The sequence below is a fragment of the Falsihalocynthiibacter sp. CO-5D18 genome, from assembly GCF_041205445.1.
Classification (GTDB): Bacteria; Pseudomonadota; Alphaproteobacteria; order Rhodobacterales; family Rhodobacteraceae; genus Falsihalocynthiibacter; species Falsihalocynthiibacter arcticus.
Genome location: NZ_JBGFCF010000015.1, coordinates 17,092 through 31,836, shown reverse-complemented (window position 1 = coordinate 31,836; position 14,745 = coordinate 17,092). Strand labels below are relative to the sequence as shown.

Genomic DNA, 14,745 nt, shown 5'->3' with positions numbered 1-14,745 from the left:
CGGTTCGACTGAATTTGTTATCGATAACATAGATCAGACAATTGGAGCCGTCCAGTCGTAACTTCGTTTGTTAAGTGGTCTATTGACAAAATTTGTTATCGATAACATAAATTGGGTACTGATATTAAAAGGGATTCGAAAAATGGGCCTTCAATTGTTTGACCTGACAGGTAAGCGAGCTCTGATAACGGGGTCGTCTCAGGGAATAGGCTTTGCCCTTGCGCGCGGCCTTGCATCTGCGGGCGCGTCGATCGTGCTGAACGGGCGCGACACCGCCAAGTTAAACGCTGCTGCAGCGAGATTGCGGGAAGACGGCGCGGTAGTTGAGGTGCTTGCTTTTGATGCTACGGATCATGTTCGAGTACGCGCGGCTGTTGATAAATTTGAGGCAGAAACCGGCCCGATTGATATCCTAGTAAACAATGCAGGCATGCAGCACCGCGAAATGCTTGAAGACTTTCCAGCTGATATGTTCGAAAAAATGCTGCAAACCAACATTGCATCCGTGTTTCACGTCGGTCAGGCATGCGCGAACCATATGATCAAACGTGGTAAGGGTAAAATTGTGAATATCGCAAGCGTTCAGACCGCACTCGCGCGCCCCGGAATTGCACCATATACGGCGACGAAAGGGGCAGTTGGGAACCTCACAAAGGGGATGGCGACAGATTGGGCGCGGCATGGATTGCAATGCAATGCTTTGGCTCCTGGATATTTTGATACGCCCTTGAATGCGGCTCTTGTAGCAGATCCCGAATTCTCCTCGTGGCTAGCAAAGCGTACGCCGGCAGGACGGTGGGGCAATGTCAAAGAACTGGTTGGGGCGTGTATTTTTCTGACCTCCGACGCGTCCTCTTTTGTGAATGGCACGACAGTGTTTGTGGATGGCGGCATCACTGCTTCTCTATGATGAAACGCTTCGTGGTCATGGGTGTAGCGGGTTGCGGAAAGTCTTCGATTGGGGCGGAATTTGCCGTCCAGTTGGGTGCGGATTTTATAGATGGCGATGATCTGCATTCAGCTGCTAATATTACAAAGATGGCAGCGGGTATTCCTTTGGACGATGCTGATCGTGGTCCATGGCTCGCTGCCGTCGGACGCACCTTTGTAGATCACAAGCTTCCGTTGGTCGTTGCTTGCTCTGCTCTCAAGCGTAGCTATCGCGATATCATCCGCAGAGCTGCACGTGGTGCCGTCACATTTCTGCATCTTGACGGCACTCGCGATGTGATTGCGGGCCGGATGGCTGCGCGTACAGATCATTTTATGCCGCCTGCCTTGCTTGACAGTCAGTTATCAACTCTTGAACCACCCGCACCGGATGAAAACGCAGTTAGAGTCGATATTGCCCAGAGCCCGGATGCGATCGTAGCCGAACTGGTCGCCCATTTTTATAAGGATACAAAATGTCAGTAAAGGTCGCATTAATTGGCGCAGGAGCCATGGGCGGTGCGATTGGCACCCGTTTGGCACAAACCGGCAATCAGCTCACAGTCTTTGATCTAGATGCCGACAAAGTCGCGGAATTGGTCGCACATGGCGCCGTGGCCGCAGAGTCTGCCGCCGCGGCCGCTGCTGCGAGTGATTATGTCATCACCAGCCTTAATGCGCCGCGCATCGTAGACATCGCCGTGTTTGGCAAAGCTGGCGTGGCGGAGGGTGCTAAGCCCGGCACACTGATTATCGATATGTCCTCTATTGACCCCGAAGCAACAAAGAACCTTGCCGCGAAGGCATCAGAGATAGGGTTGCGCTGGGTCGATAGTCCGCTATCGGGAGGTGCACCCAAGGCATTGATCGGAGAGTTGACGTTGATGGCGGGCGGCGATGCGCAAGACGTCGCGGACGCGCATAATGTGCTGAAACATGTCGCTTCGAATTACACGCATATGGGGCCCGTTGGAGCAGGGCAGACAACAAAACTTATCAATCAGGTTCTATGCGGGCTCAACTTTCTGGCGGTGGCTGAGGCTACAAAATTGGCACTTGATGCCGGTGTTGATGCGGCAAAAATCCCGATCGCCTTAAAAGGTGGGCGCGCAGATAGCGCAATATTGCAAGAATACATGCCCCGTTACGTCGCCAAAGATTATCGTCGCACAGGCCGAATAGACAATATGGTCAAGGATCTGAATGGCGCCCAAGATTTGGCGCGGCGTACCAACACCGCCATGCCGATGACCGCCGTTTGCGCCGAAGTGCACCGCCTGCTGACGGCCGCCGGATTGGGCGGCGAGGATCAAGCGGCATTGATGGAATATTTCAATGGCCCAGAGGAGTTGGCAGAATGATCACGAGATTTGCAATGTTTGAAGGAACAATCCACGCGGGAAAGACGGACGCGTTTCGCGCAGCTATAATGGATGAACTCTTGCCTAAGTGGCAGGCATTCCCCGGTGCACGAGCAGTGCGTGTAACGTTCACCGAGGAGGCCGATCCTGGCGCGCCAGAATTCCCCTTGATCATGGAGATCGATTACGATGATCTCACCGCCGTGACCACTGCGTTGAATTCGCCCGCGAGGACGGAGGGTAAAAAAGCGACAGAAGCATTGCTGCCGCGGTTCTTTAAGGGTCGGATCCACCACCATGTTGCCACCAAGGCTTGTTAGCGCATGATTTGGTTGCAAGTCCGAGATGAACTCGCCAGAAGTGGTATCGATCACATATAAGGAAGCTCTATGAAGCGTAGCCCAACTATGAAAGACGTAGCGCGAGCTACTGGCTTGTCCGTTATGACGGTCAGTCGCGCTTTCAAGGAAGAGGCTTCTGTGGGGGCTGCGACTCGGGCAAAAATACACGAAACGGCGAACCGGCTTGGCTACGTTTTTGATATGACAGCCGCGAACCTTCGCACCAAGCGCAGTGATTTTATCGCGGTGACAATTCCGTCCCTTAATAATGCCAATTTTGCCGCGACCGTTGTGGCGCTGACCAACAAGCTTAGCCAAGCGGGCTACCAGGTGCTGCTAGGACATACTAATTATGAATTGGAGCGCGAAGAGCAGCTGATCGGTCAATTCCTGCGCCGTCGCCCTGAAGCGATAATCGTCACAGGTGGACACCACACCGACAAGGCCCGTCAAATGTTGATAGGGGCCGGTGTGCCTGTCATTGAAACATGGGACAATCCGCATAGCCCAATTGGCCATGTAGTTGGGTTTTCCAATGCAGATACGATGCAGCTACTTGTAGATCATCTCGTTCAGCAAGGGCGCACGCGTATTGCGTTTATGGGTGGCGATTCTGAAAGCGACACGCGTGGACAAGATCGGCGCCGTGGTTTTCAAGCGGCTATGGCGAGCCATGGATTGCCGACTGATCTTTTGGTCGGTTCTGGTGCGCCGCAAGGTCCTATGCAAAAGGGTGCAAAAGCGATGAGCGAATTACTTGAACGGTTTCCTGATGCGAATGCGGTGATTTGCGTGTCTGATCTTGTGGGTTTTGGCGCGTTGTCCGAGTGTCAACGCCGCGGCATAGCTGTTCCTCATCAAATCGCAATCGCTGGGTTTGGGGCATACGATATTGCTGAGGTCTGCGTGCCGACAATGACCACTATTGACCCGATGTCGAAAGAAATCGGGGAGAGCGCCGCCGATCTGGTGTTGGAGTTATTGAAGTCTCCCGAAACGGCGCGGAACAAAATGATCACTCCGGTCCTGAAACCAGCACAATCTACATCGACTAAGTTTGCCACTTTCTGAAAGGCGGGGTCCATATACATCCGCACATGGCCAAGAAGACGACACGGCGGGACCTATTTCAAAACCATCTCGACAAGAGGGAGCATGGTGTTGTCAGAGGAAACTGACTTGCGCGGGGCGGGGCGGGGTAAGTAACTAGCTTAGGGCCATGACAAAACACTCCCCTTTTCGCTATTTCAAAACGAGCCCTGAAATCATCCGTCTAGCGGTGATGCTTTACGTTCGGTTTCCGCTCTCACTTCGAAACGTGGAGGATTTACTCCACGAAACGGTTCGGTTTTGGTGGAACAGGTTCGGGCCAATGTTTGCGTCTGAGATACGGAAGAAACGAGTGGAACGATTGCGATCCTGGCCTCAATGGCAGTGGCACCTAGATGAGGTTTGTTTTGAAAGTAAACGGCGAACGTCACTACTTATGGCTAGCGGTTGATCATGAAGGTGAGGTGTTGGAAAGTTACGTCACCAAGCGCCGCGATGAGGGCACAGCCCTTAAATTTACGAAGAAAGCGATGAAACGGTACAGCCAGCCTGAGATTATAGTCACTGACAAACTTCGCTCATACGGCGCCGCGATGAAGATGATTGGTAACGCGGCGAAACAGGAAACAGGACGCTGGAAAAACAATCGCGCTGAGAATTCACACTTGCCGTTCCGACGACGAGAGCGAGCGATGCACCGCTTTCGTCGAATGCGAAGTTTGCAGAAATTTGTTTCCGTTCACGCATCCGTTTTCAACCACTTCAATCAGGATCGCAGTCTATCGCAAAGAGTTCATTTCAAAGCCAATCGCAACGCGGCTCTTACTGAGTGGCGCGGCTTTTGTGCGGCATAAAAGGGCAGGGATCCTAGCCTAGCTGAGACGAGTTCGAATTAGTCTGAAACCACCGTTTGAGATTGTTTGTGTTCCATCATTATAGATCAGGCACGCGCGCGAACCATCCGGATCACCTTATTCGATAAGTATTTTTGCAAGGGATAGGTGATCCAATCCGTGATACCCAGCGTATCCCTCTAAATACAAGAAGATAAAGAGGTTCTAATGCTAGATCAAACTGAGGGCCCCCGAAAGAAAATCGCCATTGTTGGGGGCGGAATTGCGGGCTTGTCTGCATCCTATCTGGCGTCACCATTTCCCGAAGCCAGCACAGCTATGCCGTCTGCCGTCTGGAAGGACGCGCAGACATCCAGTTGCGTGACTATCGAGACATCGATGGGCGATTTGACAACATCGTCTCCATCGAAATGATCGAGGCTGTCGGGGAAAGATATTGGCCCAGCTATTTCGATGTGTGGAAACGCAATCTGGCCGAAGGCGGGCGTGTCGTATTACAGGCGATCACCGTCAAAGACAGTTTTTTTGAGACCTACAAAACCTCGTCCGAATATATCCGCCAGTATGCATTTCCCGGGGGCATTTTGCTATCCGACAGGGTGATTTCCCAACAGGCCAAAAACGTTGGCCTTGAGGTCCGAGACAGTTTCGCCTTTGGCCAGGACTATGCCAAGACCTGTAGAATTTGGTCAGAAAGCCTGGTTTCGCAGAATTGCAAAATCACCGAACTGGGGTATGGTGACTCTTTCTTTCGAAACTGGCAGTATTGCATGGAAATTTGCGCGGCCTCGTTTGCCGTTAGCCATACAAATGTGGTGCAAGTGGAGCTGGCGCATGCTTAGGGCTCTTGTGATCCTTGTTGTTTTGGCGGTTCCGACATTTTTGCAGGCGTCGACAGTGAAAACCGTTCTTTCAACGCTGCAAGTTCGCGGTGAGGCGACTCTTCGGTTCATGGGATTCCCGCTCTATCAAGCCCGTCTTTACACAACAGACGGTGCGCCGCTGGATTGGAGCCAAGATTTCGCAATCGAGCTGAATTATCTTCGCAATCTGACCAAGAAAGATCTGGTTGAATCAACCCTTAAAGAGCTGGACCGTTTGGGGCACCCGTTGCCGCTGCGCGAGCAGCTTGGCCAGTGCTTTGATGATGTCAGCAAAGGGGATCAGTATCTGGCAGTGTCGCGTGGGCAGGACCAGATCGGGTTCTGGCGCAATGGCATGCGTGTGTGCACCCTTACGCACCCTCAGCTCAAGCAACAATTTATGGCCATTTTTGTTGGCCAAAACACCCGGTCCAAGGCCTTTACCCGCAAGTTAAAAGGTGAATGATGGTTTACCCGCGCGTCAGCCTTTACGCATTGATGCTGGCCGCGGCTGGCATCCCTCTGTACATCCATTTACCACGGTTTGCGTCGATCAATCTTGGTATCGGATTGGGTGTGATCGGGACAGTCTTGCTGTTGATCCGCCTGATTGATCTGGTTCAGGATCCGTTGATTGGCTGGGCCATTGATCGCTGGCCAAACGCGCAAACGATGTTTGCCATGCTTGCGGCAGGCGGGCTTGCAATTGGCTTTCCGCTGCTTTTCTCGATCACCCCGGGCCCCATGGCGACGACAGAATTAGTGGCCATCCTGATCCTGCTCTTCTCATCCTATAGCCTTGGGATTATCTTGTTGTATGGCCGAAGTGCGACACTGGCCAAACGTCCTGACCCGCGCGAATTGTTGACGCTTGCCGCCTTTCGCGAAGGCGGGATGCTGGGCGGCGTTGTGATTGCAGCGATCGCCCCAGCTATTTTTGTCGGATTGGGAGCTAAGGGTTTAGGATACCCAGCCTTTGGTTTCTTGCTGGGTGCCATCGCTGTTTTCGCCGCGATTGTAACTTTTCCGATCTGGCGCCGCACCCCAATCTTAGGGGAGGGCATTTCTGTGTCTGGCCTAGCCAAAGCCGGGGCTTTGAAGCTTTTGGCGCTGGCATTGGCCAATAGCATGCCTGTGGCGTTGACCTCGACCTTGTTCCTGTTTTTTGTCGAAGATCGTCTGCAACTTAGCGGAAAAGCCGGTGGTTTCTTGGTTCTGTTTTTTCTGTGCGCCGGATTGAGCGTCCCGCTTTGGGCAGCACTTAGCCAAAGCTTCGGCAGTAAGACGATCTTGACGATCGCGATGCCGCTTGCAATTGCTGGCTTCGTTGGCGCGGGTTTTCTGGCGCCAGGGAATGCGGTTGGATTTGCGATCATTTGCGTTGCGTCTGGTGCCGCCTTGGGGGCTGACATGGTCGTCCTGCCCACTATGTTTTCCGTTGCTTTGACAAAGGCCGGGCTGAATGCATCGGCGGCGTTTGGCATTTGGTCATTTGCCGGAAAACTTGGGCTCGCACTGGCGGCTTTCACCGTATTGCCGCTTCTGGAACAAAGCGGCTTTACCCCTGGTCAAAGCAATAGCCCAGAAGCTCTGTCAACACTGACTTTCGCCTATGTCGCCCTTCCATGTGCTCTCAAACTTATTGCCTTTGGCTTTGTTCTGACTTTACCAACAGAGGGCACTGTCAGAGGAAACTGACTTGAGAAGGGCAGGGCTACCAATTAACGTTGTGTCATGAAAAAACGCGCTCCTTTTCGCTATTTCAAGACGTCTCCTGAAATCATCCGTCTTGCGGTGATGTTGTACGTCAGATTCCCACTCTCACTTCGAAACGTGGAAGATTTACTCCACGAACGAGGGATCGGGCACTGTCAGAGGAAATTCTCTTGAGGCTGGCAGGGCAAGAAACTAGCGTTTGTCCATGACAAAACGCTCCCCTTTCCGCTACTTCAAAACGAGTCCTGAAATCATCCGTCTAGCGGTAATGCTCTACGTTCGGTTCCCATTGTCGCTTAGGAATGTTGAAGATCTTCTGCATGAACGAGGCATCGATGTCAGCCACGAAACCGTCCGTTTCTGGTGGAACCGATTTGGCCCAATGTTTGCAGCTGAGATCCGTAGAAAACGGGTTAGTCGGATGCGATGTTACTCGAATTGGCAATGGCACCTAGACGAGGTTTTTGTGAAGATAAACGGCGAACTGCACTATCTATGGCGTGCCGTAGATCACGAGGGTGAGGTGTTGGAGTCCTATGTTACGAAACGTCGAAATCGCAAGGCTGCATTGAAATTCCTCAAGAAAACCATGAAACGCCATGGCAGAGCCGAGGTGCTAGTTACCGACAAACTTCGCTCATACGGCGCCGCGATGAAGGTAATTGGTGCCGTGGCGAAACAGGAAACGGGTCGTTGGAAAAACAATCGCGCTGAAAATTCGCACTTGCCGTTTCGACGACGGGAGCGGGCAATGATCCGCTTTAGGCGCATGCGAACCTTGCAGAAATTTGTTTCCGTCCATGCATCCGTTTTTAACCACTTCAATCAGGAGCGCAGCCTTTCCCAAAGAGATCATTTCAAAATGAACCGCACTGCTGCTCTGGCTGAGTGGCGCGGTCTTTGCGCGGCATAAAGGGCAGTCTCACTGGCCTAGCTGAGACGAGTTCGAATTTGTCTGACACCACCCACGGCGACAATCGGGCGGGAGCGAAACCGACATGCTCAGACAAGTGACGCTTGGATCCGTCGCCAAATCAGTGGCCTTCTGCGCATTCTTGCGCGACATCTCAAGCGTTGCGATGCCGAAATAAACGGCCATATTCAACAGCATGAAAAGTTGGTCGAGGATCACACTCGACTGCAAACAATCCCTGGGGTTGGGCCTGTTTTGGCGGCAGTGCTGATTGCGTCACTGCCAGAACTCGGACAGTTAGATCGGCGAAAGATCGCAGCACTTGCTGGCTTGGCGCCGCACGCTTGTGATTCCGGCATATTCTAAGGCAAACGCCGCATTTGGGGTGGGCGGGCTAATGTCCGGCGCGCACTCTATCTCGCGGCTTTCATCGCGTCGCGCCATGATTTCAACTTCAAGGCATTCCGCAAGCAGCTTCAGGATGCAGGAAAACCAGTGAAACTTGCCGTGACGGCGTGCGCAAGAAAGCTACTAACCATCATAAATGCGATGTTGAAAGCAGGCCAAGATTATCGCAAAATAACGGCCTGAATTAAGACAGTTGCTACGTTACGAAACGTCGAAATCGCAAGGCTGCATTGAAATTCCTCAAGAAAACCATGAAACGTCATGGCAGAGCCGAGGTGCTAGTAACCGACAAACTTCGCTCATACGGCGCCGCGATGAAGGTAATTGGTAACGTGGCGAAACAGGAAACGGGTCGTTGGAAAAACAATCGCGCTGAAAATTCGCACTTGCCGTTTCGACGACGGGAACGGGCAATGATCCGCTTCAGGCGCATGCGAACCTTGCAGAAATTCGTTGCTGTCCACGCTTCCATCCACAACCATTTGAATCAGGACCGAAGCCTCTCCCAACGCGATCACTTCAAGGCCAACCGCACCGCCGCACTGACTGAGTGGCGCGGCCTTTGTGCGGCATAAAAGGGCAGGGGTCCTAGCCTAGCTGAGACGAGTTCGAATTCGTCTGACACCACCAACCGAAGCCTTCACCGAAGAATTAGAAAACTGAGATAGAAAAAATGTCGCAACCCAACTTGAGGTCACAGCTTCAGTGATTTCCTCTTTCGAATGAGCTTATCGCGCCGGTCTGTGCAACCGGTTGCAAAAATATTAAACTGGGTTAAAGTAAACTACGAATCAGGGTGGGTCGTGAACTTAGGGAACATTCCGAAAATTAATCTTGAAGTTAAATCGAGGCGTAAAAGTTTCTTCTTTTGTCGCTTTGCGCTCTGAGATTAATATTTGAGGTGCCCCGCAGCCCAACACCTTGTTTTCAACAGTTTTGGACTAATTCCGAATGCCACAATGACGATGGAAGACTTCTGAAAAAAAACGCCTCAATATGAGGTCCCGGTAAAAAACTGTGTGCCGGGCACGCAATGGGAGGATACAAATGAAAAAGATTATTTTAGCCGCAGGTATCACAGCCTTGTTGAGCACAACCGCTTTCGCCGAGCAAATCGGCGTATCGGTTGCACGTTTTGATGACAACGGCTTGACTGTTATGCGCAATGGCATGACCGACCATGCCGACACCCTACCCGATGTTAGCTTGCAGGTTGAAGATGCAACAGATGACGTTGCAAAACAGCTTGACCAGATCAACAATTTCATCGCTTCCGGCGTTGATGCGATCATCGTGAATGCTGTGGATACGAACGCGACTGAAGCGATGTCTAATGCCGCCGCCGCAGCGGGTGTGCCTCTGGTTTATGTAAACCGACAGCCTGTAAACATGGACACGTTGCCCGTAGGTCAGGCGTTTGTTGCGTCCAACGAGATTGAATCCGGCACACTGGCCGCGTTCCGCATGTGTCAAGATTTGCGCGCGCAGGGTAAGTCTGGTGGTGCTAAAGCCTATATGTTGATGGGACAGCTTTCCAACCAAGCAGCAGTTCAGCGTTCGAAAGACTTCGAAGACGTTATCGGCATGGACATGTGTAACTTCATCACACTGATCGACAAGCAGACTGCTGAATGGTCACGTGATAAAGCGCAAGATTTGATGACAAACTGGATCTCCTCTGGCGAACCATTTGATGCCGTCTTTGGCAACAATGACGAAATGGCAATCGGTGCGATTCAAGCTATGAAGGCTGCCGGTATTTCTATGGATGACGTGGTTGTTGGCGGCGTTGACGCCACAGCGGATGCGCTTGTTTCCATGCAAGCGGGCGACATGGACGTAACTGTTTTCCAAGACCTTGCAGGTCAAGGATCAGGCGCCATCGACACCGCGTTGAAATTGGCAAGAGGCGAAGCTGTAGACAAAACTGTCTTCATTCCCTTCAAGCTGGTCACTCCTGAAAATATCGGCGAATTCATGCAGTAAGCTACCAATTCAAGCCAACATATGGGGCGGCCTCTCGCTGCCCCATATCGCACAAAAACCACACAATTTTGGAGGCTGACTGATGTCAGACACAAGCCACGGAACGGGCGGACTGACCTACGACAAGACAAAACGGCAGTGGCCAAACGAATTGAACGTCTTGGGTGCGCTCATTTTGATCGTTATTGTTTTCGAAGTCCTCGGGGCGGTATTCATGGGACAAAGCCTCCTGTTCGACACAACCGACCGCTTTGACAGTATTTTCAACGAGCAGCGTCTGCGGATTATCATCATTCAGGTTGCCATTATCGGCATCATCTCTCTGGGTGTAACGCAAGTGATCATCACTGCTGGCATCGACTTGTCTTCTGGATCGGTCTTGGGTGCCACTGCGATGATCGCCATGAGTTTTGCACAGGTTTCGATCGTGAACGGCAGCCCAAACCCAAAAGCAATTTTCGGTCCTGCGTTTCTGGATTTGCCAGTTATCGTTCCTATATTTGTCGGGCTAGGTTGCGGGATAATTGCTGGGATGGTCAACGGTATTCTTGTGGCCTATTCGCGCATTCCACCCTTCATTGCGACCCTTGGCATGATGCTTTTCGCGCGTGGTGTGGCGCAGTGGTGGTCTAGCGGCAAACCCGTTTCCTTCCCCACCGAAGCCTATGCGAAAATCGGTGCGGGTATGATGCCCGTGATCATTTTCCTTTCGCTCGCGGTACTATTTCACTTGATTATGAACTACACGGTCTATGGAAAACACACCTACGCGATTGGCTCCAACGAAGCGGCCGCGCGGATGTCGGGCATCAATGTTCCGCGTCATCTGGTGCTGGTCTATGCAATCGCGGGGATGCTCGCTGGTCTCTCTGCTGTGATTTTGACCTCTAAAAACTTGACCGCGCAATCGGGCATGGGCCTGTCCTACGAATTGGACGCCATCGCGATGGCCGTTATTGGCGGTGTGTCGTTGTTCGGCGGACGTGGCTCTATCATTGGTACCGTGATTGGTGCGTTGATTATCGGTGTGATTACATCGGGCTTCACCTTCCTAAGGCTCGGGGCCTATTATCAGGAAATGGTGCTCGGCGGGATTATCGTCGGTGCGGTTGCCCTCGATCAATTGCAACAACAACGTGCGGCAGCTCGGTCTTAGGAGAGTAAAATGTCAGATATTATTCTAGAAACCAAAGGCCTCACCAAACATTACGGCGGCGTTCACGCCCTTGAGGGTGCAGATTTTATCCTACGCAAGGGCGAACACGTCGCGATTATGGGGGACAATGGAGCGGGGAAGTCCACGTTTGTGCGTCAAATCACCGGCGTCGAGCAACGTACGCGTGGCACGGTCACTTTTGACGGCAAGGACGTGCATTTTTCCGGCCCCTTGGATGCGCGCGAAGCAGGGATTGAGACTGTGTTTCAAACGCTGGCTTTGGCCGATGATCTTAACGTCCCAGACAATCTGTTTTTGGGTCGCGAAGTCACCAAAATGAACTTTCTTGGCCCCTTTCGTTTGTTGGACTACAAAGCAATGCGCGAAGCAACAATGGCCGGCTTGGTCAAAACGGGCGTTAAAATCCCCAACATCCGCAACACGATTGCCAATATGTCAGGCGGTCAACGCCAATGTGTCGCCATTGCACGCACGGCAACATTTGCGTCAAAACTGACCATCATGGATGAGCCTACGGCAGCCCTTGGGGTGCAAGAAACCGCGCAGGTTGAAAACATCATTCGCACGTTGAAAGAACAGAACGAAAGCCTTATTTTGGTCAGCCACAACATGCGTCAAGTTTTTGATCTGGTGGATCGGATTATCGTGTTCCGCCGAGGACGTATCGTGGCCAATCTCAACAAGGATGAAACCGATGGGCAGGATGTCGTAGCCTATATCACTGGTGCGAAAACCGGCGCTGAATATGCGGGCGCTGCTTGAAACTAATTGACCTCACAGGCCCCTTCTTTGCGCCCATATGGATACGTGTGGCAATCGTTGCCGTTCTCTTTGGATGGGGTCTGTTTGAATTATCTACCGGGCGGGCCATGTGGGCTGTTATTTTCCTTGGCGTAGCGGGTATTTGCACGTGGCGTTTCGCGACAATTGACTATAGGACAGACGCGGATAATTAATCGAGGAGAGGTCCGATGGCCGTAACTCTGAAAAATGTGGCCGAGCTTGCAGGCGTGTCACGTTCAGCCGTTTCACGGACCTACACCGAAGGTGCCTCCGTTTCCCTCAAGACCCGCGAAAAAGTCATGCGCGCCGCGTTGACTTTGGGCTACAGCCCGAACGCGCTGGCCTCCTCCTTGACCACAGGCCGCACCAAAATGATCGGCCTTGTCTCTAACAATTTTCACAACCCGATATTCCTTGAGGTTTTTGATCTGTTTACGCGTGGACTTCAGGAACGCGGATTGCGCCCCTTGCTGGTCAATTTAACGGATGAAACTGAGCCTGAAGCCTCGGTGCGAATGCTGCGCCAATACTCCGTTGATGGGGTGATTGTTGCCTCGTCAACCTTAAAGCCTGGGTTTGCTCGGGCATTCCGTGACGCGGGCGTACCGGTTGTCCATTCATTTGGTCGCCATTTGGAAAACCCAACTGTGGATGTTCTAGGGATTGACAATATTGCAGCAGGCCGAATGGCCGCGCGTACTTTGATTGAACGGGGTTACAACGAGGTCGCCTTTCTGGGTGGTCCCCAATATGCCACCTCCACCCTTGATCGCGAAACGGGGTTTGTCCGCGAAATTGCCGCGCATAAGGGCATTTCTTGCACGACCAGTTTTGCAAGCGCTTATTCCTTTGAAGCAGGCCGTAAAGAAATGCTTCGCCTCTTAGCTAGCAAGCCGGCACAAGCCTATTTTTGCGGAGATGACGTGCTCTCCATCGGGGCTTTGTCCGCCTTGCAAACCGCCGGATTGCGCGTACCCGAAGATGTGGGTTTGATCGGGTTGAACGATATGGAAATGGCGAGTTGGGCCAACATCAACCTTACAACAATCAGCAACCCTTTAGTTGAAATTATTTCGGCCTCCATTGAGCGAGTTGCAGCTTTGATCCAAGACCAAAGCATCCCGCCAGAAGCCCATCTTTTCGATTGTGAGGTGATTGAGCGCGGAACTTTGCGTCCCGCGCCCTGCCCTTAATTTATTGGAACATCGGCGGACGAGCGTCTAACCACACGCCATCCGATTTTCCCGATTTTGCAACGGCTACAACCGCCGCCATTGACCGCAATCCGTCCACGGCCTTTGGATACAAATCGGCCGCAGGATCCATTGCGCGCCCCTCTTTGCGGGCCTGAATTGCTTCGGCTAAGTCGGTATAGATATTCGCAAATGCCAAAGGCATTCCCTCTGCATGGCCAATGGTCACACGCGAGGTGCGATCCGCTTCAGGCGAGAGATTTGCCTCACCCCGTTCAATGACCTGCAACCGTTGATTCAGAGGCATGTAAAACAGCTGGTTTGGCTGCTCTTGACTCCAACGCAAACCGCCTGTTTCGCCAAAAACTTGAATACCCAAACCATGCTGGCGCCCGATCGCGATGCTCGAAGTCCAAAGCCGACCAACGGCACCGCCATCCATGCGGAAGTTGACCATTGCGTCGTCTTCCAGGACACGTTGCGACAGACAAGACACTGTATCTGCAGACAATTTTGTCACCTCTTGGCCTGTTACAAAACTGGCCATATGCATCGCGTGAATACCACAATCCGCAAACTGCGCACTAACGCCAGCCAAAGCGGGATCATAGCGCCAACGCACGCGTGGGTTCTCTGCGTCGGCGGCATCCGCGTGATGACCATGAGCAAACTCTGCATTCACCAACCGCACCTTGCCAATGTCTCCGCGCGCAATCATTGCCTTCATATGGCGCACCAAACTATAGCCAGAGTAGCCATAATTCACGGCACAAATATTACCCGTTTTTTCGGCAATTTTGACAATCTCTTCACCCTCTTCGACGGTCATCGTCATGGGTTTTTCACAGAGCACATGGAAACCGCCCTCAAGGAACCCCTTGGTGATTTCAAAGTGCGTCGAGTTTGGAGTGGCAACCGTCACCAGATCGACTTTGTCGTCGCCGCGCTGCTTTTCTGCCTCCAGCATTTCCTGCCAACCGCCATAGGCGCGATCCCCCAATCCAAGGCGCTGGCCGTATTCAATGCCTTGCTCAGGGCGGTGATCCAACGCCCCTGCGGTGAACTCTAACAATCCATCCAAGCCCGAACCCAAACGGTGTGCTGGGCCGATTTGACTGCCTTCACCGCCGCCAATCATACCCCATTTCAATTTTTTCATGCGGTGTCTCC

Annotated in this window: 14 protein-coding genes and 4 pseudogenes; 17 read left to right on the top strand and 1 reads right to left on the bottom strand. The window is 52.4% G+C overall.

Annotated elements, in window-relative coordinates; genetic code table 11:
* The first annotated feature begins 142 nt into the window (after positions 1 to 142).
* From AB9F27_RS17460 to AB9F27_RS17380, 17 genes and pseudogenes are all read left to right on the top strand, one after another.
* Positions 143 to 910, top strand: coding sequence for an SDR family oxidoreductase (locus AB9F27_RS17460; RefSeq protein ID WP_369757968.1), 768 nt, complete (start codon positions 143 to 145; stop codon positions 908 to 910).
* Positions 907 to 1,416: a gluconokinase gene (locus AB9F27_RS17455; protein ID WP_369756726.1), complete on the top strand. Its 510-nt coding sequence runs from the start codon at positions 907 to 909 to the stop codon at positions 1,414 to 1,416. The genes AB9F27_RS17460 and AB9F27_RS17455 overlap by 4 nt, the downstream gene beginning before the upstream one ends.
* A complete protein-coding gene (locus AB9F27_RS17450; RefSeq protein ID WP_369757967.1) occupies positions 1,407 to 2,291 on the top strand; it encodes an NAD(P)-dependent oxidoreductase in 885 nt (294 codons plus the stop codon). The genes AB9F27_RS17455 and AB9F27_RS17450 overlap by 10 nt, the downstream gene beginning before the upstream one ends.
* Positions 2,288 to 2,611 carry a hypothetical protein gene (locus AB9F27_RS17445; protein WP_369756724.1) on the top strand — a complete coding sequence of 108 codons (324 nt, stop codon included), beginning with the start codon at positions 2,288 to 2,290 and terminating at the stop codon, positions 2,609 to 2,611. Before AB9F27_RS17450 ends, AB9F27_RS17445 begins: the two co-directional genes overlap by 4 nt.
* Before the next feature lie 69 nt (positions 2,612 to 2,680).
* Positions 2,681 to 3,703, top strand: coding sequence for a LacI family DNA-binding transcriptional regulator (locus AB9F27_RS17440; protein WP_369756723.1), 1,023 nt, complete (start codon positions 2,681 to 2,683; stop codon positions 3,701 to 3,703).
* 148 nt (positions 3,704 to 3,851) lie between these two features.
* Positions 3,852 to 4,536, top strand: a pseudogene (locus tag AB9F27_RS17435) (IS6 family transposase).
* Positions 4,537 to 4,817: 281 nt separating this feature from the next.
* Positions 4,818 to 5,378, top strand: a pseudogene (locus AB9F27_RS17430) (class I SAM-dependent methyltransferase); the annotation flags it as partial.
* Positions 5,371 to 5,865, top strand: a complete 495-nt coding sequence (locus AB9F27_RS17425) for a hypothetical protein (RefSeq protein WP_369756722.1) — start codon at positions 5,371 to 5,373, stop codon at positions 5,863 to 5,865. The pseudogene AB9F27_RS17430 and the gene AB9F27_RS17425, both read left to right, overlap by 8 nt.
* Positions 5,865 to 7,097, top strand: a complete 1,233-nt coding sequence (locus AB9F27_RS17420; protein WP_335586986.1) for an MFS transporter — start codon at positions 5,865 to 5,867, stop codon at positions 7,095 to 7,097. The genes AB9F27_RS17425 and AB9F27_RS17420 overlap by 1 nt, the downstream gene beginning before the upstream one ends.
* A 36-nt stretch (positions 7,098 to 7,133) precedes the next feature.
* A pseudogene (locus AB9F27_RS17415) lies at positions 7,134 to 7,262 on the top strand (IS6 family transposase); the annotation flags it as partial.
* A gap of 58 nt (positions 7,263 to 7,320) precedes the next feature.
* Positions 7,321 to 8,028: an IS6 family transposase gene (locus tag AB9F27_RS17410; protein ID WP_369756956.1), complete on the top strand. Its 708-nt coding sequence runs from the start codon at positions 7,321 to 7,323 to the stop codon at positions 8,026 to 8,028.
* Positions 8,029 to 8,232: 204 nt separating this feature from the next.
* Positions 8,233 to 8,394, top strand: coding sequence for a transposase (locus AB9F27_RS17405; RefSeq protein WP_369756955.1), 162 nt, complete (start codon positions 8,233 to 8,235; stop codon positions 8,392 to 8,394).
* 239 nt (positions 8,395 to 8,633) lie between these two features.
* A pseudogene (locus AB9F27_RS17400) lies at positions 8,634 to 9,011 on the top strand (DDE-type integrase/transposase/recombinase); the annotation flags it as partial.
* A gap of 472 nt (positions 9,012 to 9,483) precedes the next feature.
* Entirely contained in the window at positions 9,484 to 10,422 is a 939-nt protein-coding gene (locus tag AB9F27_RS17395) for a sugar ABC transporter substrate-binding protein (RefSeq protein WP_335586807.1), read from the top strand.
* Positions 10,423 to 10,504: 82 nt separating this feature from the next.
* On the top strand, positions 10,505 to 11,578 hold the full coding sequence (locus AB9F27_RS17390) for an ABC transporter permease (protein ID WP_335586808.1): 1,074 nt from the start codon (positions 10,505 to 10,507) through the stop codon (positions 11,576 to 11,578).
* A gap of 9 nt (positions 11,579 to 11,587) precedes the next feature.
* A complete protein-coding gene (locus AB9F27_RS17385; protein WP_335586809.1) occupies positions 11,588 to 12,361 on the top strand; it encodes an ATP-binding cassette domain-containing protein in 774 nt (257 codons plus the stop codon).
* A 209-nt stretch (positions 12,362 to 12,570) separates the two neighbouring features.
* Complete coding sequence (locus AB9F27_RS17380) at positions 12,571 to 13,575, top strand: LacI family DNA-binding transcriptional regulator (RefSeq protein ID WP_335586810.1); 1,005 nt, start codon at positions 12,571 to 12,573, stop codon at positions 13,573 to 13,575.
* A 1-nt stretch (position 13,576) separates the two neighbouring features.
* Here the strand turns inward: AB9F27_RS17380 and AB9F27_RS17375 are convergent, their stop codons facing one another.
* Positions 13,577 to 14,734: a Gfo/Idh/MocA family protein gene (locus AB9F27_RS17375; RefSeq protein WP_369757966.1), complete on the bottom strand. Its 1,158-nt coding sequence runs from the start codon at positions 14,732 to 14,734 to the stop codon at positions 13,577 to 13,579.
* Between the last annotated feature and the right edge of the window lie 11 nt (positions 14,735 to 14,745).